Here is a 20,686-nt window from a genome sequence, read left to right on the forward strand (position 1 = left end):
AGAGGCTTCAAGCGTCCGCCGGCTGCGTGCCGCGCGCCGAAGTTGCGAGTGCCGGCGGCCTGATCAGGCGGCGCGCCCGGCCTCGGCGAAACTGACCATGCGACTGCGGTCTTCGTCCCACAGCGCATAGCGGGAATGGCCCAGGCCGCGCCGCAGACCCAGCCTCGGCGCGGTCTGCAGTTCCGGATTGGCTTCGTGGCAGGCACGCAGCCTGTAATTGGGCAGTTTCGGATTCAGATGGTGGATGTGGTGAAATCCAATATTGCCGGTAAACCAGCGCAGGACCGGCGGCAGGTCCAAGTGCGACGAGCCGTGCATTGCGGCATCCTCGTGCGTCCAGTTCGGCTGACGTCGCCAGATCGTCGCCTCGAAGCGATGCTGCACGGAGAATAGCCAGACGCCGATGATCGACGCGGCCACAATGATCGGCACCTGGACCAGCAGCACCTTGTCGAAGCCGACCAACAGTCCGAGAACGACCACGGCGGCGCCGACGATGGCGTCGGTCAGGTAGACTGAGCGGCGCTCGCGCCATCTTGCCTTCGGCGTGTCGAAGGGAAAGCGGTAGAGCAGCAGGAAGATAAGTGGCGGCAGCAGCACGTTCGCGACGATCGGATGTCGGCTGGCGCGATAGGCAAACCGCCGCCGGCGGCCGAAATTGCGGTACTCGCGCACGGTGATGCATGAGGAATAGATGTCGACGCCGGACTGGCGGCGGTCGAGGTTGTTCCAGATCCCGTGGTGGCCGGCGTGCTGCCGTCGCCACGACTGGAACGGCGTCATCGTCAGCAGGCCGCAGACGAAGCCGACGGCCAGGTTGGCAGAGCGTGATCTGAAGAACGACTCGTGGCCGCAGTCATGCTGAATGATGAAGATGCGGACGAGGAAGCCAGCGGCGAGCAAAGCAAGAGCCAGGATGAGCCAGAGGGGCGGCTCGGGCAACGCATACATGGCCGCGCAAACTGCCAGGTAGCCGCCAAGCGAGGTGACGATCTGGGCGATACTCTCGCTGTCGGTCGGCGTCTGGTATGGCGCGGTCAGGTCGCGAAGGCGCGGTCGTGGTCTTGCCGGCGCTGCCGGCGCGTTGCTGGTCGACGTCACGATCTGCCGTTCCGATTCGGGTCGGCACCTGGCACGACCTGGAGTTGAAGATTCTTCTTTTCGCGGCGCAGACGCGCGCTCTGCCGATGGGGCGGGCGCGGACAGTCGCTCAGCCCGGCTTGTCGCCGCTCTTCGGACGCACCTTCTTGCGTGGTGCCGGTGTCTTGCTTGCGGCCAGCTTGGCGGCCGACTCCTGCTCGGCGGCCTGCCTGTCGGCCGCTTCCTTGGCAAGCCTCAAGGCGCGCAGCCGCTCTGTCTTTTCCTGTGCCGCCTTTTCGAGCTTCTGGCGCTCCTTGCGTGCCTCAATGTCGCGCTTGCTGACCTGGAGGAACTTCTCTTCGGCCTTTGATCGTGCCGATTGCATCAGGCTGATCCCTTCCGATCGAGGCGCTGCAGACCTGCCGCACGCTGCGGGTCCGCGCGCGACGGCCGGCAGCGGAAATGGCCCGCGCCGCATCGCGGCACGGGCCGAACAAGATCAGTCGCGCAGGACGATGTTCTCGGCAGAAGTCTTGCCGTTGCGGCCGGTCTGGAGCTCGTAGCTGACCTTCTGGCCCTCATGCAGGCCACTCAGCCCGGCCCGCTCGACGGCGGAGATGTGCACGAAGGCATCCTTGCTGCCATCGTCGGGCTGGATGAAGCCAAAGCCCTTGATCGAATTGAAGAACTTCACGGTTCCGTCAGTCATTTTCGTATCCTCTGACATGTGAGAACAATGGCGGTGACACACCGCGTGCCAACCCACCGGGTGCAACGTTCACAATGTCTAGGATCACTTTCGTTTCCCGCAGCCGGGATTTTTAAGCAACGCAAGAACGACTGCAAAACGTACGCGACGATAGATGGCCTTTTTCGGCCGAATTGCAAGATGTATTTCTGACCACTTGTCGGAATACGCCGATTTCCGACGCCGCCGCGCGCCGTCCGCTAGGAGCGGTCGTGCCTGCCGTCGGCGGCATCGCCGTCGTCGTCGTCGTCGAACAGCACCCGCCATGCGGCGCCCTCCAGGTCGTCGAACTGACCGGACTTCATTGCCCACAGGAAGGCACCAAGGCCGACCAGGCCGAGGAACAGGGCGATCGGGATCAGGTAGATCAGCTGGTCCATGTCATGCGCCCGCGCGCCGCACCCAGCCGCAGTGCGTTGCCGACCACCAGCAGCGAGGACGATGACATGGCGACGGCGGCGACCAGCGGCGTCACCAGCCCGGCCATCGCGATCGGTACCGCGATGGCGTTGTAGGCGATGGCCAGCGTCAGGTTCTGCCGGACCAGCCGGCCCGCCGCATGTGCGGTTTCCAGCGCCGCCAGCACCGGTGCCAGCCGCGCGCCCTGGAACACCAGGTCGGCGGCGGTCTGGGTGACGGCGGTGCCGCTGGCCGGTGCCATCGAGACGTGGGCGGCGGCCAGCGCCGGCGCGTCGTTGAGCCCGTCCCCGACCATCAGCACCCGCCGGCCGTCCGCGCGCAGGGCCTCGAGGGCGGCGGCCTTGTCGGCCGGCCGCATGCCGGCCTGCCAGCGCACGATGCCGAGTTCGCCGGCAAGAGCGGCGACCGGACCGGGTCGGTCGCCCGACATCAGGGCGATGTCCTTGCCGGCCGCGAGAAGCCTGGCAACGGTCTCGGTTGCGTCGGCGCGCGGGGTGTCGGCGAAGGCGAAGCGGACCGGCGGCAGCCCCGGCCGGACCAGCCAGATCTCGGTGCTGTCCGACGGGGCGTCGGCAAGCCCGCACCATTCCCGGCTGCCGAGCCGGATCTCGCCATCCGGGCCGTTCCAGGCCAGCCCCAGGCCGGGCGTCTCGGCGACGCCGCGGTACGGCGCCGGCCGCTCGGCGGCCTCCCACAGCGCCCGGGCCAGCGGGTGACGGCTGGCGGCCGCGAGCCCGCCGGCGCAGGCAAGCGCGTCGCCGTCGCCCTGCTCGATCGCCATCAGCCGCGGCTCGCCGAGCGTGAGCGTGCCGGTCTTGTCGAATACCACGGTGTCGACCGCCGCCAACCGTTCCAGCGCGGTGCCGGACTTGACCAGCACGCCCAGCCGCATCAGCCGGCCGTTGGCGATCACCTGGACCGCCGGCACCGCAAGGCCGAGCGCACAGGGACAGGTCACGATCAACACGGCAACCGCGATCATCAGCGCGGACTGCCAGGCGATACCGGCCGCGAGCCACCATGCCAGGAAGGCGACGAGAGCCAGGGTATGGACCGCCGGCGCATAGTACCGGGCGACACGGTCGGCCAGCGCGACGAAGCGCGACTTGCGCTGCTCGGCGGCCTCGAGCAAGCGGACGATGTCGCCCAGCAGCGTGTCGGGGCCGACGGCGGTGACGCGCACGCGCAGCGCGCCGGTGCGGCTGACCATGCCGGCGAAGACCTGGATGCCGGGTCCGGCGGCGGTCGGCGTGCTCTCGCCGGTGATGGCGCTGGTGTCGACGTCGCTGCGCCCGTCGGTCACCACGCCGTCGACGCCGATGCGCTCGCCCGCCGCCACCAGCGCGGTCATGCCGGGCGCGATATCGTCGGCGCGCAGGCTGACCGGGCTGCCGTCCGGGCCCAGCACGGTGACGGCGCGCGCCTGCATCGCCAGCAGCATCTCCGCCGCCGACCGGGCACGCCGGCGCGCCCGCCGGTCGAGGAAGCGGCCGACCAGCAGGAAGAACAGCAGCGTCACGGCGCTGTCGAAATAGGCGTGCTCGCCGCCGACCGCTGTCTCGTACAGACTCATCGCCGACGCGAGCGCGACGGCGAGGGTGATCGGCACGTCCATGTTGGTCCGGCCGACCCGCAGCGCCTGCCAGGCCGAACGGTAGAACGGGCCGGCGGCATAGGCCACGGCGGGCAGCGCCACCAGCGCGGAGAACCAGTGCATCAGGCCCCGCGTCTCGGCCGACATGCCCTGGCTGTGTCCGGCCCAGATCGCGATCGAGAACAGCATCACGTTCCCGGCGGCGAAACCGGCGACGGCCAGCGCGCGCAAGAGCGTCCGCTCCTCCGCCTGCGCCCGGGTGTCCGCCAGCGCGCTGTCGAACGGCGCCACGGCATAGCCGAGGTCGCGCACCTTCTGTGCCAGCGCGTCGCCGCGGGCGACCGGACCGTGCCAGCGCAGCGCCAGCCGCTTGGTGGTCAGGTTCAGCCGGGCCAGCTCGACGTCCGGCTCGGCCTTCAGCGCCCGCTCGATCTTGGCGATGCAGCCGCCGCAATGCGCGCCGTCGACCAGCAGCTCCAGCCGGTGCTGCGCACCGTCGGAGCGGACGAACCCGGCGACGGGCTGCCAGCCCGCTTCGGCCTGGACCGTCGTCATCGGACAACGATCCCCTTTTCCAGGACATAGCGGCCCTGCGGGTGGTCGATCGCGATGCCGATCGCCCAGTTGCCCGGCATCGGGAAATCCAGGTCCGTCGCATAGACGCCGATGCCGACCGGATCGAGGGTCACCGTCCGGGTGAACCCTTCCTGCAGCGGACGGTCGATGGTCGCGGTGACCGTGGCGCCGGTCAGGGCGGTGCCGTCGGCCTCGCGAACCGCGACGGTCAAGCGCCCCTGCAACGGGTCGATCGCGGCATAGCGGTCGGTGACCTGCCAGCCCAGCGCCTCCTGCGCCGCCAGTTTCTCCAGCGTGTCGTTGTAGGCGAGGCCGCGGTCGTAGGCATTGTCGGTGGCGAGCCCGTTGAAGGTGTCGATCGAAAAGCCGAGCAGGGCGCCGTTGGCGGCCAGCACCACGCCGAAGAAGGCGACGATGGCCCAGGGAATCCACCGGCTGCGCCGCGGGTCGGCCGGCGGCGCGGGCGTGAAATGCCCCTCCGGGTGGGGACTAGGGTCCGCGGAAGACATCGTCGATGCTCGTCGTCTCGCCGGTCTCGCTCTCGGTCAGCACGAAGGTGACCGGCACGGTGTCGCCGTCGATGCTGTCGGGCGCGACGCTGACATAGACCTGAAACTCCGCGACCGAATCCGCCGGCGCGGTCAACGTGACCGGCGCGCTCATCACGCCGTCCATCCCGACCACCTGGAAGCGCGGGTCGGCCAGCCCGGTCACGGTCAGCGTATAGGTACGCGGCTCATGGGTCTTGTTCAGCACCTTGATCTCGTAGCCGTTGCGCACGCTGCCGTCGGACAGGGTCACGAACAGCGGCGCCCGGTCGTGCAGCACGGTCATGTCTTCGCTCGACCGGCCGGACAACCCGACGGCCATGATAGCCGCTACGATCGCCAGCACCACAACGTAAACGATGGTGCGCGGGCGGACCGGGCGCGGACGCGGGCCGGCGCAGCTCGGATCGGCATGCTTTGCCTGCATGCGCTTCTCGGTGTCGAAGGCGATCAGGCCGCGCGGGCGCTCCACCCGGTCCATGATCTCGTCGCAGGCATCGATGCACAGGCCGCAGCCGATGCACTCCAGCTGGATGCCGTCGCGGATGTCGATGCCCATCGGGCATGCCGCCACGCACTGCTTGCAGTCGATGCAGTCGCCGCGGCCGTCCCAGCTCTGGCCCTTCTTGTGCGGCCCGCGCGGTTCGCCGCGCCAGTCGCGATAGGTGACGACCAGGCTTTCCTCGTCCAGCAGCGCCGACTGGATGCGCGGCCACGGGCACATGTAGGTGCACACCTGCTCGCGCGCCCAGCCGGCGAGCAGATAGGTGGTGGCGGTGAACAGCCCGACGAAGAAATAGACGGTGAAGCTGGACTGGCCGGTGAAGAACTCGGCGACGAAAGTGGGCGCGTCCTGGAAGTACATCATCCAGGCGCCGCCGGTCAGCAGCGCGATCAGCAGCCAGATGCCGTGCTTGACCGCGCGCTTGACCAGCTTGGCGCCGCTCATCGGCGACTTGTCGAGTCGGATGCGGGCGCTGCGGTCGCCCTCGACCAAGCGCTCCACCCACATGAACAGGTCGGTCCACGCCGTCTGCGGGCAGGCATAGCCGCACCAGATCCGCCCGAACAGGCTGGTCGCCAGGAACAGCCCGACCGCCGCCAGGATCAGGATGCCGGTCAGGTAGTAGACCTCCTGCGGCCAGATCTCGATGAAGAAGTAGTACGCCCGCCGGTTGCCGAGATCGATCAGCACCGCCTGGTCCGGCACGCCCGGCCCGCGGTCCCAGCGCAGCCAGGGCGTCACGTAATAGACCGTCAGCAGCAGGATCAGCGCCGCCCACTTGATCTGGCGCCAGCGGCCCGATACGGCCTTCGGGAAGACCTTGACCCGGTCCGCATACAGCGGGGTCTTCTTCTGTTCGGCGCGCGACAGGATCTCGTCGTGCTTGTCCGTCGCCTCGGTCATGCTCGCTTCCAACGGCACGGCGCGGGTGCGAAACGCCGCACCCGCCGGTTCAGGTCAACTGGGAATGCCGCTCGCTTCGGGGAGCGGGCTTATTGGCCGCCGCCGCGGCTGGCTCTCACTGCCCGCCGCCGCTGTTGTGCACGTAGACGGTCAGCATCTTGATCGTGGCGTCGTCCAGGCGTCCCTGCCAGGTCGGCATCACGCCCAGGCGGGGATTGTCGATCTGGGCCATGATCGACGCACGATCGCTGCCGTACAGCCAGATCTGGTCGCGCAGCGACGGCGCACCGACCGACTGCATGCCGGCGCCGTCCGCCCCGTGGCAGGCGGCACACTGCTCCGCGAAGATGCCGGCGCCGCGTTCCGCCGCCGCGGTGTCGTGGGCTTGGCCGGACAGGCTGAGCACATAGTCGGCGACGTCGCCGATCTGGGCGCCGTCGAGCATGCCGAGCTGGCCGAATGCAGGCATCACCGACGTCCGCGTCTGCGCATCGGTGCCGCGGATGCCGACGCGGATGGTGTGCTCGATGTCCGCCATCGTGCCGCCCCACAGCCAGTCGTCGTCGACCAGGACGGGATAGCCGCCCTGCTGGCCGCCGCCGCCCAGCCCGTGGCACGGCGCGCAGTTGTCGGCGAAGGCGGTGCGGCCGCCCACCATGGCGAATTCGCGCAGCTGCGGGTCGGCGTTGATCTCGGTCGGCGTCGACGCGGCGATGGCGCTCAGATTTCCGGCCTGCCGTTCCGCCGCGCGGGCCAGGGTCTCGTCGAGGACGGACCGCTCCTGCCGGCCGAGCACGCCCTCGTAGTAGCCGCTGATGCCCGGTACCGACGGGTACAGCACGAACATCGCGATGGCGACCACGATGGTCACGTAGAACACGTAGACCCACCATTTCGGCAGCGGCGTGTCGTACTCGCGGATGCCGTCCCACTCATGGCCGGTCGTCTGCTTGGCGATCGCGGCGTCCTGTTCGGCTTTGGTCGACATCAGGCCTTGCCTCCGGCATGGGTGCCTGCGCCGCGGCGGCGGGTGCCCGCCGTCTCGCCGCGCTGGGGTTCGTCGTCGTCGAGGGGGATTCGCGAGGCGTGCTCGAACCGGGCCTTGTTGCTCGGCCACAGCGCCCACGCCACGATCCCGATGAACAGCAGTCCCAGCCACACCACCCACAGCGACCGGAACAGCTCGGCGATCTCCTGAATCATGCGGCCTCTTCGCCCCGTGTCCGGACCGTCACTGGATCAGGTCCTCAGTGGTGTAGTTGCTGAAGTCGACCATGCGGCCCAGCACCTGCAGATAGGCGACCAGCGCATCCATGGCGGTGATCCGGTTCGGGTCGCCGTCGAAGTCGCCGACCGCAGCGCGCGGATAGCGCGCCAACAGGCCGCTGGTGTCGGATTGCGGCGTGGCCTGTGCGACCACGTCGGCCACGGCCTGCGCCAGCATCTCCTCGTCGTAGGGCACGCCGACCGCGCTGAGCGCGGCGAGGTGGTCGGCGACGTCGGCGTAGTCCAGATCCTCGTCGAGCAGGAACGCATAGGGCGGCATGATCGACTGCGGCACCACGGCGCGCGGATCGGCCAGGTGCAGCACGTGCCAGTCGTTGGAATACTTGCCGCCGACGCGGGCGAGGTCCGGCCCCGTGCGCTTCGACCCCCACTGGAACGGGTGGTCGAACATGCTCTCCGCCGCCAGGCTGTAGTGGCCGTAGCGCTCGACCTCGTCGCGGAACGGCCGCACCATCTGGCTGTGGCAGTTGTAGCAGCCCTCGCGGACATAGATGTTCCGGCCGAGCTGCTCCAGCGGCGAGTATTGCCGCACGCCGTCGACCGGCTCGATGGTCGACTTGATGGTGTGCAGCGGCACGATCTCGACGATGCCGCCGATCGCCACCGTGATCAGCACCAGCACGATCAGCAGGATGACGTTCTTCTCGGCGCGTTGGTGAAGTCCCAAAGCCATCGCCCTTACTCCGCCGGCGCCAGACCCGCGGGCCGGACGAGGGCCGGGTGCCCGGCCTCCTCGCGCACGTCGCCGCGGATCGTACGGTAGATGTTGTAGACCATGACCAGGGCGCCGGTGAGGAACAGCAGCCCGCCCAGCGCGCGGATCAGGTAGAACGGGTGCATCGCGTCGACCGTCTCGACGAAGGCGTATTGCAGGAAGCCGAGGCTGTCGTACGACCGCCACATCAGGCCCTGCATGATGCCCGAGACCCACATCGCGGTGATGTAGAGCACGATGCCGATGGTCGCGATCCAGAAGTGCAGGCTGACCAGCTTCAGCGAATAGAGCTCGCGCCGGCCCCACAGCCGCGGCACCAGGTAGTAGATCGCGCCGAACGAGACGAAGGCGACCCAGCCGAGCGCGCCGGAATGCACGTGGCCGATGGTCCAGTCGGTGTAGTGGCTGAGCGCGTTGACCTGGCGCACCGACATCAGCGGGCCCTCGAAGGTGCTCATGCCGTAGAAGGCGACCGAGACCACCAGGATGCGCAGCACCGGATCGGTCCGGAGCTTGTCCCACGCGCCCGACAGCGTCATCAGGCCGTTGATCATCCCGCCCCAGGACGGCATCCACAGCATGATCGAGAAGGCGGCGCCCAGCGTCTGCGCCCAGTCGGGCAGGGCGGTGTAGTGCAGGTGATGCGGGCCGGCCCAGATGTACAGGAAGATCAGCGCCCAGAAGTGGATGATCGACAGCCGGTAGGAATAGATCGGCCGCTCTGCCCGCTTCGGCACGAAGTAGTACATGATGGCCAGGAAGCCGGCGGTGAGGAAGAAGCCGACCGCGTTGTGGCCGTACCACCACTGGGTCAGCGCGTCCTGCACGCCGGCGAACAGCGTGTAGCTCTTGGCGCCGAAGATGCTGACCGGCACCACCAGATTGTTGCCCAGGTGCAGCATGGCGATGGTGACGATGAAGGCCAGGTAGAACCAGTTGGCGACGTAGATGTGGGGCTCGCGGCGCTTCATGATCGTGCCGACGAACACGACCAGATAGACCACCCAGACGATCGTCAGCCACAGGTCCGCGTACCACTCCGGCTCGGCATATTCCTTGCCCTGGGTCACGCCCATGATGTAGCCGACCGCGGCCATCACGATGAAGATCTGGTAGCCCCAGAACAGGAACATGCCGGCCGCCCAGCCGCCGAACAGCCGGGCGCGGCAGGTGCGCTGCACCACGTAGAGCGAGGTGGCGAACAGGACGCTGCCGCCGAAGGCGAAGATGGCCGCCGAGGTGTGCAGCGGCCGCAGCCGGCCGAAGGTGGTGTACTCCAGATCCAGGTTCAGGATCGGAAAGGCGAGCTGGAGCGCGATGAACACGCCGGCGAGGAACGCGGCGACGCCCCAGAACACGGCCGCGATGGTGAACATCCGCACCGCGTCCATCTCGTAGACCGGGGCGGCGCTGTTCTCGGCGTGGGCGGGATCGCGCGGGGCTGCTGCGGCATCGGTCATTCAGCGGTTCCCATGCTGGCGTAGCGGCGGCGTACGCATGTATTCGCGACTGGGTTCGACTCGAAACTTCGGCCCCGAACAGAAAATCGGTAGCGCGTCGAAACAAACGGTGCCGACGCCACAGTCATCGCAGGCACCCTGGCGTCATGTCGGCTGTTGATAGCGCAGTTCTGCTGACCGATTTGGAGGGAAATTGTCGCACCGGCACGGCCGCGCCGGTCGGGCGGTTCAGTGCTGCGGCCGGTGCCGGCCGACGAAACGGGCGATCAGCACGAAGATCGAGACGGCGTTGATCAGGAAAAGGATCAGGCCGATGACGTAGATGCCGTCGTCATGCGCGCCGCTGGCCATGATCAGCCCGAACAGGCCGAGCACGCCCATCAGGAAGCCCAGGATCCACGGGCCGATGCCGGCGTTCTCGAGGCGCTGGGTATCGTCGCTCATTCGCTGTCGCTCCATTCGACGCTGTCTTTGTAGGCGGCCCAGGTGGCATGGCCGATCAGGGGCAGGGTGACGATCAGGCCGACGAATGCCGTGGCCAGGCCGACGCCGATGAACAGCACGATCAGCCAGGCCCACAGCGCCATGGTGCCCTTGTTGCGCCACGCCACCATCCAGCTGGTGGTGACCGCGGTGAACACCGTGGCCTCGGGCCGGTCGACCAGCAGCGGGATCGCGATCACGCTGAGACCGAACACGATCGCCGCGAACACCGCGCCGATGCCGCAGCCGACGATCAGGAACGGCAGCGATTCGATCGACACCACCATCTCCAGGAATCCGATCGGGTTGACCGGCGGCGGCTCGTCGCTGAAGAACATCATGAACAGCAGCGCGGCGAAACGCACCCAGGCGATGTTGACCAGCAGCAGCACCACGCCCATCAGGCCGATCTGCACCGGGTTGCGCCCGACCGCACGCAGCGCGGTGCCCAGCGTGGTGCTCTGTCCCAACAGTCGCCGACGGCTGACCTCGTAGAGGCCGGCAGCGGCGATCGGCCCGACCAGCAGGAAGCCGGCCATCAGCGGGAAGGTCAGGTAGTAGACCTCGCGGTCGAGCACGACCCAGGTCAGCGCCGCGCCGATCACGGCGAAGAACAGGCCATAGGCGAGGCCGACGCTCGGCGCGGCCCACAGGTCGCGCCAGCCCTGGGCCAGCCACGACCACGGCTTGTCCATGTCGATCTTGCGCAGCCGCGGGGTCGCGGCGGCAGGGGCGGTATCCACGGCGCTCATCGAGTCACGCGTCCTCTGTGCCGATGCGGATCAATGTTTCGGATGTTCGCGCGAATACTTGCCGGGCGCAACGGCATCGTCCGCGACGAAACGCCCGGGGGCGTGGCGCCCCCGGGAGCCCGGCCGGGCGGGCGCCGGTGGCGACTCAGAAGGACGAGATGCCGGGCAGGCTCAAGCCGTCGCGCGTATAGACCTGCCGCGTGAAGCATTCCTCGGTCAGGTCGACCACCAGCAGGCCGGGCTGACCCACCATGCGCACGTTGGCGTCGAAGCCCACTTCCTGAAGTTCGTTGCGGATCACCTGCTGCTGCGCCAGGTAGGAAATGCTCTCCACGCTGGCCGGCTGCACGCCCGCCGTCTGCAGCTGGCGGGACACCTCGCCGTCGCAGCGGTTGCCGGCGGAGAACGGGTAGCCGGCGGTCACCGCGGCGTTGTTGGCGGCGGTGCGGCCGGACAGGTCCGATTGGCAGGCCGCGAGCAGGGCGCCGGCGGCGGCGAGGGCGATGGCGGGTTTGCCGTGATGCATGACGTGTGACTCCCGTTCTTCGTTGCGCGCGGCCCGTCGCCGCACCCGATCGTCCGCCCTGTCCGGCGACAGCGGCGGACGCCGCCGCATCGTCGCGCGATATGGCGCAAGCGGCAAGTCCGTCGCCCGTCTCGGCCGCGCCGGGCGGAGTTGCACGGCCGGCGGCCGCGACAAATATCACTGCGCAGACAAGGCCGGCGTGTGCGCGGCCTGGGCCCGAAGGAGCGATGCGATGGGACGGCAGGATGGGGGAACGGGACGGCGCGGTGCCACCCGGGCGGTGATGCTGGCGGCCGGCGCGGTCGCGCTGGCCGGCTGCGTCGGCGGGCAGGGCCGGGCGACGGGCGAGCGGGCGGCCGCATTCCCGTTCGAAACGGCGCACGAATGCAACACCGCCGTCGCCGCCGCGCTGGACCGGGTCGGCGTCGGCCCCGACCGGATCGCCAAGCTGTGGTACGACGACCAGATCGGCCGCGACGTCGACGGCGACAGCCGCATCGTCGGCTACACCGTCTGGGCGCGGGTGGCGGAGGGGCCGGGCTATCTGATCGTCGATCTGACGCCGCAGTGCTTCGTGCGCCAGGTCTATACCCGCGGCGGTCTGGAGCTGCCGGGCCTGCCCGCCTTCTGAGTGCGCGGCCGCCGGCTGCGCTTGAAAGCCACTTGCACGGCCTTCAACTTTCCCGCATTGCTTGGCGGTCTCGAAGGGCCGTCGAACGGTGGCGATGGACAGCGAAAGGCAGATGATCGGCAAGATCGGCGGCCGGCTGCGGCTGGCGCGCCGGCTGCGCGGGCTGAAGATGAAGGCGCTTGCCGACATGGTCGGCTGCTCGGAAAGCCTGCTGTCGAAATACGAGAACGGCAAGGCCACGCCGTCGCTGCCGATGCTGCATCGGCTGGCGCACGAACTGGGCTTCAACATCGGCTGGATGTTCGACGAGGACGCCGCCGGCTCCGGCATCGTGTTCCGCGCCGGCGAGCGGCCGATCATCGCGCTCGACCCGCTGCGCCAGGGCGAAGGCATCTCGCTGGAACGGGTCGTGCCTTACGATCCCAGCCACCTCGTCCAATGCAACATCCACCATATCGCTGCCGGCGGGCGCAGCGACGCACCGATCAGCCACGACGGCGAGGAGGTCGGCTACGTCATCGACGGGCGGGTCGAGCTGGAGGTCGACGGCCAGGTCTACCGGCTCAGCGCCGGCGACGCGTTCGTGTTCCGCTCCACCCTGCCGCACGCCTATCGCAACCCCTGGGACGCGCCGGCAAGCATCTTCTGGGTCAACACGCCGCCCACCTTCTGAACGCGGCGCGGACCGCGGCCATGTGCATTCAAGTCACTTGACGAATAATCCCGTCCGCTTGAAGAATATGCCGCCGCGGGGCCGGGCGTGCCGACCTGCGGGTCGAGGGGGACCCAGTTGAGAGGGAGAGACGAGATGAAGTTCCGGACACTGGCCGCCGCCGCGCTGGCCGCGACCGCGCTGAGCGGCGGTCTGGCCGCCCAGGCGTCGGCCGAGACGATTGCGCTGGTGACGATCAACCAGCAGGCGCTGTTCTTCAACCAGATCAATGACGGCGCCACCAAGGCGGCCGAGGCGGCCGGCGTCGAGCTGGTCATCTTCAACGCCAACAACGAGCCGTCGGCCCAGAACGACGCGATGGAGACCTATATCAGCCAGGGAGTCGACGCGATCATCATCGTGGCGATCGACGTCAACGGCGTGAAGCCGGCGATCACCCAGGCCAAGGAGGCCGGCATCCCGGTCATCGCCATCGACGCGCAGATCCCCGAAGGCGACAACGACAGCTTCATCGGCGTCGACAACATGCAGGCCGGCCGCGATATCGGCCAGCACTTCGTCGACTACGTCGCCGCGAACATGGGCGGCTCGGCCACCGTCGGCATCGTCGGTGCGCTCAACTCGTTCATCCAGAACCAGCGGCTCGACGGATTCGTCGAGGTGGTCGAGGCCTCCGGCGCCGACATCACCTTCCTCGACACGGTCGACGGCCAGAACAAGCAGGACGTTGCGCTGACCGCCGCGGAGAACCTGATGACCGCCAACCCCGCGATGAACGCGATCTACGCGACCGGCGAGCCGGCGCTGATCGGGGCGATCGCGGCGGTGGAGAGCCAGGGCATGACCGACCAGGTCAAGGTCTTCGGCTGGGACCTGACCGCCCAGGCGGTGAAGGGCATCGACGAGGGCTGGGTGGCCGCCGTCGTGCAGCAGAGCCCCTATGGCGAGGGCGAAGCGGCGGTCGAGGCCGCGATGACCCTGATCGGCGGCGGCACGGTCGAGCCGATCGTGTTCATCCCGATCGACATCGTCACCAAGGACAACGTGGACCAGTTCCGCGGCATGTTCGAATAGCGCGCGGCCCCGGCCCGCGTCTTCCCGCCATCGCCGTGCCCGGCAAGGCCCGGGCACGGCGCTTCGTTCAGGCCCGATGAGCGACGACACCGTCCGCGTCCGCATGACCGGCATCAGCAAGCGCTATGGCGCGATCCAGTCGCTGGACCGGGTCGACCTGGAATTGCGCGCGGGCGAGGTGCTGGGCCTGGTCGGCGACAACGGCGCCGGCAAGTCGACGCTGAGCAAGGTGCTGTCCGGCGCGGTGATCCCCGACGCCGGCACCATCGAGATCGACGGCCGCCAGGTCCGCTTCGCCTCGCCCGCCGACGCCCGCCGCCAGCGGGTGGAGATGGTCTACCAGGACCTGTCGCTGTGCGACACCGTTGATGTCGCCGGCAACCTGTTCCTCGGCCGCGAGCCGCGCAACGCGCTCGGCCTGCTCGACAAGCGGCGCATGCACCAGGACGCCCGGCGCATGCTCGAGGGGCTCGGCATCTCGATCCCCGACACGCGGCTGCTGGTCGAGAACCTCAGCGGCGGCCAGCGGCAGAGCATCGCCATCGGCCGCGCTGCCTCGTTCGAGCCGGCGGTGCTGATCATGGACGAGCCGACGGCGGCCCTCGCGGTGGCCGAGGTCGAGGCTGTGCTCGACCTGATCCGTCGGGTCAGCGCCAAGGGCGTCAGCGTCATCCTGATCACCCACCGGCTGCAGGACCTGTTCCTGGTCTGCGACCGGCTGATGGTCATGTACGAGGGACGCAACGTCGCCGAGCGCCAGGTGGCGGAAACGAACATCGAGGAAGTGGTCAGCCTGATCGTCGGCCGCAAGTTCACCGCGCGCTCCGCGGGCATGGCGCGATGACCCTGCGCGACCGCCTGGCGGCCAACGGCGGCGTGGCGTCGATCGCCGGCTTCTTCCTGGTGGTCTGCGTGTATTTCGCCGTCGGCACCGACGGCTTCCTCAGCGAAAACAACCTGCTGAACATCCTGCGCCAGAGCGCGCCGCTGCTGATCGTCGCCGCGGCGATGACCTTCGTCATCACCACCGCCGGCATCGACCTGTCGGTCGGCTCGATCGTGGCGCTGATCGGCTCGATGACGGCGCTGCTGATGCAGTCCGGCGAGGAGGCGTGGTTCGAGCAGGGGCTGGACTGGCCGGTCGTCTTCGTAGGCATGCTGGCGCTGGGCGGCCTGCTCGGCGCGCTGCAGGGTTTCTTCATCGCCTACGAAGGCATACCGGCGTTCATCGTCACGCTCGCCGGGCTCAGCGTGTTCCGCGGTGTCGCGCTGCTGATGACCGGCGGCTACTCGGTGCCGGTCGACTCCGAGAGCGGTTTCGTCTTTCTCGGCCGCGGCTGGTTCCAGGGCGTGCCGATGCCGGCGTTGATCGCCATCGCGGTGCTCGCCGTCGCCGCGCTGGTGTTCAATCAGACCCGGTTCGGCCGCTATGTCACCGGGATCGGCGCCAATGCCGAGGCGGTGCGCCGGGCCGGCGTCGACATCCGCCGGGTCACGCTGGCCTGCTATGTTCTTGCCGGCATCGCCGCCGCGCTGGCCGGGCTGCTGCTGACCGCGCGGCTGGGCAGCGGCTCGTCCAACGCCGGGCTCGGCTTCGAGCTGGAGGTGATCGCCGCGGTCGTGCTGGGCTCGACCAGCCTGTTCGGCGGCCGCGGCACCATCGTCGGCACCATCCTGGGCGCGCTGACCGTCGCGGTGATCGGCAACGGGCTGATCCTGTCGCACCTGTCGCCGTTTCTCACCCCGATCGTCACCGGCGCCATCATCCTGATCGCGATCTGGCTCAACTTCCGGCTATTCTCGGGCCGAGGGAGGCGGCGATGACCATGGTGGACCCGGACGGCAAGGTCGGCGTCGGCTCCGGCCACGTGATGACCGTGCTCGGCCCGTTGCCGGTGGCGCGCATGGGCGTCACGCTTGTGCACGAACACATCCTGCTCGACGCGGCCACGTCGTGGCGCCGGCCCTGCTGCGCCGGCCACCTCGCGCTGGCCGAGCGCCCGGTTTCGGTCGAATTCCTCGGCGAGTTGCGGATGAATCCGTTTCTCAACCGCGACAACTGCGTGTTGTCCGACGTCGACGCCGCGATCGAGGAGCTGATGGCCTTTGCCGATCAGGGCGGCGCGACGGTGATCGATCCGACCAACCGCGGCATCGGCCGCGACGGTCCGACGCTGCAGCGGATCAGCCGGCGCACCGGGCTGAACATCGTGATGGGCGCCGGCTTCTACCTGGAGCGGTCGCACCCCGACTATTTCGCGGCGATGAGCGAGGACGACATCGCCGACCAGATCGTGGCCGACGTCGGCGCCGGCCCGGACCTGCCGGAGGTGCCGGCCGGCCTGATCGGCGAGATTGGCGTCAGCAAGGATTTCACCGCTGCCGAGGAGAAGTCGCTGCGCGGCGCCGCCCAGGCGGCCCGGCGCAGCGGCGTGCCGCTGTCGATCCACCTGCCGGGGTGGGAGCGGCTGGCCCACCGTGTCCTCGACGTGGTGGAGGCGGTCGGCGCCGACCTCGACCATACCATCCTCTGCCACATGAACCCGAGTTGCGCCGACCCGGCCTACCAGAAGAGCCTGGCCGACCGCGGCGCATGGCTGGAATACGACATGATCGGCATGGACTACTACTATGCCGACCAGGACGCCCAGTGCCCCAGCGACGAGGACAACGCCCGCGCCATCCGGGCGCTGATCGACGATGGCTATCTGCGCCGGCTGCTGATCTCGCAGGACGTGTTCCTGAAGATGATGCTCACCCGCCATGGCGGCTTCGGCTATGGCTACATCCTGCGCCACTTCGTGCCGCGGCTGCGGCGCCATGGCGTCGACCGGCAGGCGATCGACGCCCTGCTCACCGGCAACCCGCGCCGGGTGTTTTCCGCCGACCCCGACGCCGATTGAAAAGGGAGGACCGCGATGGCCGCGAAGAAGAAGATCCTGCTGGCCGGCGAGAGCTGGGTGACCACGGCGACCCACATCAAGGGTTTCGACCAGTTCCCGACCGTCACCTTCCACCGCGGCGCCGACGGCTTCCTCGACGCGCTGAAGAAGCTGCCGGTCGAGTTCACCTATATGCCCTGCCATGAGGCGCAGACCGACTTCCCGGCGACCGTGAAGGGGCTGAAGGCCTATGACGCGATCATCCTGTCGGACATCGGCGCCAACACCCTGCTGCTGCACCCCGACACCTGGATCCGCAGCCAGAAGACGCCGAACCGGCTGTTCGCGCTGGAGCGCTATGTGGCGCAGGGCGGCGGGCTGGCGATGATCGGCGGCTATCTCAGCTTCCAGGGCATCAACGGCGCCGCGCGCTTCCGCGGCACGCCGGTCGAGGCCGCGCTGCCGGTCACGATCCATCCCTTCGACGACCGCGTCGAGGCGCCGGAGGGCATGCGGCCGGAAGCGGTCGGCGACCATCCGATCCTCGCCGGCGTCAGTGGCGAATGGCCGGAGATCCTGGGCTTCAACGAGGTCGAGGCGAAACCGGACGCGACCGTGCTGGCGCAGGCCAGCGCCACCTATCGCAACCTGCCGATCATGGCGGTGCGCAGCCACGGCAAGGGCCGCTCGCTGGTCTGGACCAGCGACATCGGCCCGCACTGGCTGCCGGCAGACGTGCTGAAGTGGAAGCACTTCGCCCGGCTGTGGGGCCAGGCGCTGGGCTGGCTGTGCGGCGCCTGAGGGCCGCATGACGATCCACGTCGTCGGCAACGCCTGCGTCGACCTGTCGTTCTGGCTGGCCGGCGACGTGCCGGCCGGCGCCACCGTGCTGGCCCGGCGCTGGCGGCGCCGGCCCGGCGGCAAGGGCCTGAACCAGGCGACTGCCGCGGCGCGGGCCGGTGCGCGGGTGGTTCTGTGGGCCGCTGTCGGCGACGACGGCGAGGCGGAGGCGATCCAGGCACACCTGGTCGGCGAGGGCATCGGCCAGCAGGGCCTGGCCTACCGGCCCGGCCCCTCCGACATCTCGGCCATCTGGATCGGTCCGGACGGCGAGAACCGGATCGTCAGCGCGGCCGACCAGGCCTTTGCCTTCCGGCCGGCGGACGACCCGCAGTTCCGCGGCGCCATCGCCGCCGGCGACGTCGTGGCCGGTCAGGGCAACCTGGCGCCGGTGGCGACCGAGAACGCCTTTCGGCTGGCGCGGGCCAACGGCGCCCGCACGGCGCTGAATCCGTCGCCGGTGCGAGATGGCCGCCATCCAGACCTCGCGCTGGTCGACCTGGTCGTGCTGAACCGCGAGGAAGCGGCGGCGGCAAGCGGCCTCGGCGATCCGTTCGCCGCGCTGGCCTGGCTGCGCGGCCGCGCCGGCGGCAGCGTGGTGGTAACATTGGGCGCCGACGGGGCGGCGCTGGCCGAACCCGGTCAGCCGATCCGCCAGTGGCCGGCGCCCCGTGTCGCCGCGGTCGATACCAGCGGGGCCGGCGACGCCCTGTTCGGCACGCTGCTGGCGCTGTGGGCGGCGGGTCGCAGTCTGGGCGAGGCCCTGCCCGGCGCCATCGCGGTCGCGGCGCGGGCGGTGGAGCGGCCGGGTGCGCTCGATGGCCTGCCGCCGGCCGGCGAGGTGTTGCGGCTGATCGCCGGCGACGCCAGCGCGGCCTGAGGGGGGAGAACCGGGTGAACACGTCCTTGCCGGTGGGCGACCAGAGGGGCAACGCGGTCGTCGACCTGTTCGGCCGCCGCGGCGCGTTGATCGGGGTGGTTCATCTGCTCGCGCTGCCGGGGGCGCCGCGCCATGCCGGCGGCGGCATGGCGGCGATCCTGGAGCGGGCGACGCGCGACGCCGACGCCTACCTCGGCGGCGGGCTGGACGGGCTGATCGTGGAGAATCACGGCGACGGGCCGTTCGCCAAGCCCGACGACATCGGGCCGGAAACGGCGGCCTGCATGGCGGTGGTCACCGACCGGCTGGTGCAGGCGTTCGGCTGCCCGATCGGCATCAACGTGCTGGCCAACGCCGCGGTGCCGGCCCTGGCGACCGCGGTCGCCGGCGGCGCCCGCTTCGTGCGGGTGAACCAGTGGGCCAACGCCTATGTCGCCAACGAGGGGCTGATCGAGGGCGCCGCGGCACGGGCGATGCGCTATCGCCGCATGCTCGGCGCCGGCGACGTGCGCATCTTCGCCGACGCCCACGTCAAGCACGGCGCCCATGCCATCGTCGCCGACCGCCCGGTCGAGGAGCTGGTCCGCGACGTCGCCTTCTTCGACGCCGACGCGGTGATCGCCACCGGCCAGCGCACCGGCCACAGCGCCGACCTGGACTATGTCCGTACCATCGCGGCCGCCAGCCACCTGCCGACCCTGGTCGGCAGCGGGGCGACGCCGGACAACGTCGCCGCCTTGCTCGGTGTCGTCGACGGGGTCATCGTCGCCAGCGCGCTGAAGCGGGACGGGGTCTGGTGGAACCCGGTCGACCGCGAACGGGTGCGCGCCTTCGCGACGGCGGCCGGCCGATGACCGTGCTGCCGCAGCTCGACCAAAGCCGGCTGCTGCGCCGGCTCGCCGAGATCGCACGGTTCGGCGCCACCGGCGCCGGCGGACTCGACCGCCAGGCGCTCAGCGCCGACGAGGTGGCCGCCCGCAGCTATGTGCTGGAGGTTGCGCGCGAGCGCGGATTCGGCTGCGCCATCGATGCGATCGGCAACCTGTTCGTCCGCCGCGACGGCACCGATGTCCGGCTGCCGCCGCTGGCCGCCGGCAGCCACCTCGACAGCCAGCCGAAGGGCGGGCGCTTCGACGGGACGCTCGGCGTGATGGCGGCGCTGGAGGTGCTGGAGGCGCTGGCGGACGGCGACGTCGACCATCGCCACCCGATCGAAGCGGTGGTGTGGACCAACGAGGAAGGCAGCCGCTTCGCGCCGGGCACCATGGGTTCCAGCGTCTATGCCGGCGCCGCCGACCTTGCCGCCATGCTCGGTGCGACCGATGCGGCCGGCACGACCGTCGCAGCCGCGCTCGCCGAGGCGCAGGCGGCCCTCGGCCCGCTGCACCACCGGCAGCTCGGTCTGCCGTTCGCGGCCTATGTCGAGCTGCACATCGAGCAGGGGCCGGTGCTCGAATCGCTTGGCTATCCCGTCGGCGTGGTCGACGGCATCCAGGGCGCGCGCTGGCTGCAGGTCGACGTCGCAGGGCGGGCGGGCCATGCCGGCACCACGCCCGAGGCGCTGCGGCGCGATGCCGGCGACGCGGCGATCCGCGCGGCGGCGGCCGCGCGCGCAGCGGTCCATGCCGACGGCGACGCACGGGTGCGTTTCACCATCGGCCGCATCGCCTTCATGCCCGGCTCGATCAACACCATCCCGGCCGCCGCGCGATTCACCATCGACCTGCGCCACCCGGACGCCGCCGCGCTGGATGCGCTGGACGCCCGGCTGCAGGCGGCAATCCAAGCCGCAGCCGCGCCCTGTGGCGTGACCATCGACCGGCTGATGGACAACCCGCCGACACGGTTCGACAGCCGTGTGATCGCGGCCTGTGCCGACGCGGCAGAACGCTATGTCTCGCCGCCGTTCCAGCTGACGTCGGGCGCCTTCCACGATGCGCAGTTCGCGGCCCGGCTCGGTCCCGCGGGCATGATCTTCATCCCGTGCGCGGACGGCATCAGCCATGCCGAGGTCGAGGATATCGAACCCGATCACGCCGTGGCGGGCACACAGGTGCTGATGGACGCGCTGCTGGCGCTCGACCGGGCGCTGTAGCGGCGGCGGGGCTG

Annotated in this window: 24 protein-coding genes; 10 read left to right on the forward strand and 14 right to left on the reverse strand. The window is 69.6% G+C overall.

Annotated features, from left to right (window positions below):
• Positions 1 to 63: 63 nt before the first annotated feature.
• The 14 genes from R3F55_13940 to R3F55_14005 all read right to left on the reverse strand — a co-directional run bounded on the left by R3F55_13940 (position 64) and on the right by R3F55_14005 (position 11,597).
• Positions 64 to 1,101, reverse strand: a complete 1,038-nt coding sequence (locus R3F55_13940; protein MEZ5668513.1) for a fatty acid desaturase — start codon at positions 1,099 to 1,101, stop codon at positions 64 to 66.
• A gap of 109 nt (positions 1,102 to 1,210) precedes the next feature.
• On the reverse strand, positions 1,211 to 1,465 hold the full coding sequence (locus R3F55_13945; protein MEZ5668514.1) for a hypothetical protein: 255 nt from the start codon (positions 1,463 to 1,465) through the stop codon (positions 1,211 to 1,213).
• A gap of 114 nt (positions 1,466 to 1,579) precedes the next feature.
• The gene (locus tag R3F55_13950; GenBank protein ID MEZ5668515.1) at positions 1,580 to 1,789 is read right to left on the reverse strand and encodes a cold-shock protein; all 210 of its coding nucleotides are present in this window, start codon (positions 1,787 to 1,789) and stop codon (positions 1,580 to 1,582) included.
• 239 nt (positions 1,790 to 2,028) lie between these two features.
• Positions 2,029 to 2,208 carry a cbb3-type cytochrome oxidase assembly protein CcoS gene (gene ccoS / locus R3F55_13955; GenBank protein ID MEZ5668516.1) on the reverse strand — a complete coding sequence of 60 codons (180 nt, stop codon included), beginning with the start codon at positions 2,206 to 2,208 and terminating at the stop codon, positions 2,029 to 2,031.
• Complete coding sequence (locus R3F55_13960; protein ID MEZ5668517.1) at positions 2,196 to 4,397, reverse strand: heavy metal translocating P-type ATPase; 2,202 nt, start codon at positions 4,395 to 4,397, stop codon at positions 2,196 to 2,198. Before R3F55_13960 ends, ccoS begins: the two co-directional genes overlap by 13 nt.
• Positions 4,394 to 4,927 carry a FixH family protein gene (locus tag R3F55_13965; GenBank protein ID MEZ5668518.1) on the reverse strand — a complete coding sequence of 178 codons (534 nt, stop codon included), beginning with the start codon at positions 4,925 to 4,927 and terminating at the stop codon, positions 4,394 to 4,396. Before R3F55_13965 ends, R3F55_13960 begins: the two co-directional genes overlap by 4 nt.
• Positions 4,908 to 6,374: a cytochrome c oxidase accessory protein CcoG gene (ccoG, locus tag R3F55_13970; protein MEZ5668519.1), complete on the reverse strand. Its 1,467-nt coding sequence runs from the start codon at positions 6,372 to 6,374 to the stop codon at positions 4,908 to 4,910. The genes R3F55_13965 and ccoG overlap by 20 nt, the downstream gene beginning before the upstream one ends.
• A gap of 115 nt (positions 6,375 to 6,489) precedes the next feature.
• Positions 6,490 to 7,362, reverse strand: coding sequence for a cytochrome-c oxidase, cbb3-type subunit III (gene ccoP / locus R3F55_13975; protein ID MEZ5668520.1), 873 nt, complete (start codon positions 7,360 to 7,362; stop codon positions 6,490 to 6,492).
• A complete protein-coding gene (locus R3F55_13980; protein ID MEZ5668521.1) occupies positions 7,362 to 7,577 on the reverse strand; it encodes a cbb3-type cytochrome c oxidase subunit 3 in 216 nt (71 codons plus the stop codon). The genes ccoP and R3F55_13980 overlap by 1 nt, the downstream gene beginning before the upstream one ends.
• Positions 7,578 to 7,605: 28 nt before the next feature.
• Positions 7,606 to 8,334 (reverse strand): cytochrome-c oxidase, cbb3-type subunit II, encoded by a 729-nt coding sequence (gene ccoO, locus R3F55_13985; GenBank protein MEZ5668522.1) that lies wholly within the window; start codon positions 8,332 to 8,334, stop codon positions 7,606 to 7,608.
• Positions 8,335 to 8,339: 5 nt separating this feature from the next.
• Complete coding sequence (gene ccoN, locus R3F55_13990) at positions 8,340 to 9,767, reverse strand: cytochrome-c oxidase, cbb3-type subunit I (GenBank protein ID MEZ5668523.1); 1,428 nt, start codon at positions 9,765 to 9,767, stop codon at positions 8,340 to 8,342.
• Positions 9,768 to 10,064: 297 nt separating this feature from the next.
• A complete protein-coding gene (locus R3F55_13995) occupies positions 10,065 to 10,280 on the reverse strand; it encodes a hypothetical protein (protein ID MEZ5668524.1) in 216 nt (71 codons plus the stop codon).
• Positions 10,277 to 11,071 (reverse strand): DUF2189 domain-containing protein, encoded by a 795-nt coding sequence (locus tag R3F55_14000; protein MEZ5668525.1) that lies wholly within the window; start codon positions 11,069 to 11,071, stop codon positions 10,277 to 10,279. Before R3F55_14000 ends, R3F55_13995 begins: the two co-directional genes overlap by 4 nt.
• 145 nt (positions 11,072 to 11,216) lie before the next feature.
• A complete protein-coding gene (locus R3F55_14005; GenBank protein MEZ5668526.1) occupies positions 11,217 to 11,597 on the reverse strand; it encodes a hypothetical protein in 381 nt (126 codons plus the stop codon).
• 232 nt (positions 11,598 to 11,829) lie between these two features.
• On the opposite strand from R3F55_14005, the gene R3F55_14010 reads away from it, so the two are divergent.
• The 10 genes from R3F55_14010 (at position 11,830) to R3F55_14055 (ending at position 20,672) form a co-directional block, all read left to right on the forward strand.
• Positions 11,830 to 12,228 (forward strand): hypothetical protein, encoded by a 399-nt coding sequence (locus tag R3F55_14010; protein MEZ5668527.1) that lies wholly within the window; start codon positions 11,830 to 11,832, stop codon positions 12,226 to 12,228.
• Positions 12,229 to 12,322: 94 nt separating this feature from the next.
• Entirely contained in the window at positions 12,323 to 12,901 is a 579-nt protein-coding gene (locus R3F55_14015) for an XRE family transcriptional regulator (protein ID MEZ5668528.1), read from the forward strand.
• A gap of 135 nt (positions 12,902 to 13,036) precedes the next feature.
• Positions 13,037 to 13,975, forward strand: coding sequence for a substrate-binding domain-containing protein (locus R3F55_14020; GenBank protein ID MEZ5668529.1), 939 nt, complete (start codon positions 13,037 to 13,039; stop codon positions 13,973 to 13,975).
• Between the two features lie 76 nt (positions 13,976 to 14,051).
• A complete protein-coding gene (locus R3F55_14025) occupies positions 14,052 to 14,819 on the forward strand; it encodes an ATP-binding cassette domain-containing protein (GenBank protein MEZ5668530.1) in 768 nt (255 codons plus the stop codon).
• Positions 14,816 to 15,799 carry an ABC transporter permease gene (locus R3F55_14030; protein MEZ5668531.1) on the forward strand — a complete coding sequence of 328 codons (984 nt, stop codon included), beginning with the start codon at positions 14,816 to 14,818 and terminating at the stop codon, positions 15,797 to 15,799. Before R3F55_14025 ends, R3F55_14030 begins: the two co-directional genes overlap by 4 nt.
• Positions 15,796 to 16,878 (forward strand): phosphotriesterase-related protein, encoded by a 1,083-nt coding sequence (locus R3F55_14035; protein MEZ5668532.1) that lies wholly within the window; start codon positions 15,796 to 15,798, stop codon positions 16,876 to 16,878. The genes R3F55_14030 and R3F55_14035 overlap by 4 nt, the downstream gene beginning before the upstream one ends.
• A 15-nt stretch (positions 16,879 to 16,893) precedes the next feature.
• Positions 16,894 to 17,658, forward strand: coding sequence for a glutamine amidotransferase (locus R3F55_14040; protein MEZ5668533.1), 765 nt, complete (start codon positions 16,894 to 16,896; stop codon positions 17,656 to 17,658).
• A gap of 7 nt (positions 17,659 to 17,665) precedes the next feature.
• The gene (locus R3F55_14045) at positions 17,666 to 18,577 is read left to right on the forward strand and encodes a PfkB family carbohydrate kinase (GenBank protein ID MEZ5668534.1); all 912 of its coding nucleotides are present in this window, start codon (positions 17,666 to 17,668) and stop codon (positions 18,575 to 18,577) included.
• Between the two features lie 14 nt (positions 18,578 to 18,591).
• Positions 18,592 to 19,431: a BtpA/SgcQ family protein gene (locus R3F55_14050; protein MEZ5668535.1), complete on the forward strand. Its 840-nt coding sequence runs from the start codon at positions 18,592 to 18,594 to the stop codon at positions 19,429 to 19,431.
• Complete coding sequence (locus R3F55_14055) at positions 19,428 to 20,672, forward strand: M20 family metallo-hydrolase (protein MEZ5668536.1); 1,245 nt, start codon at positions 19,428 to 19,430, stop codon at positions 20,670 to 20,672. The genes R3F55_14050 and R3F55_14055 overlap by 4 nt, the downstream gene beginning before the upstream one ends.
• Positions 20,673 to 20,686: the final 14 nt, after the last annotated feature.

The organism is Alphaproteobacteria bacterium, assembly GCA_041396705.1.
Lineage (GTDB): Bacteria > Pseudomonadota > Alphaproteobacteria > CALKHQ01 > CALKHQ01 > CALKHQ01.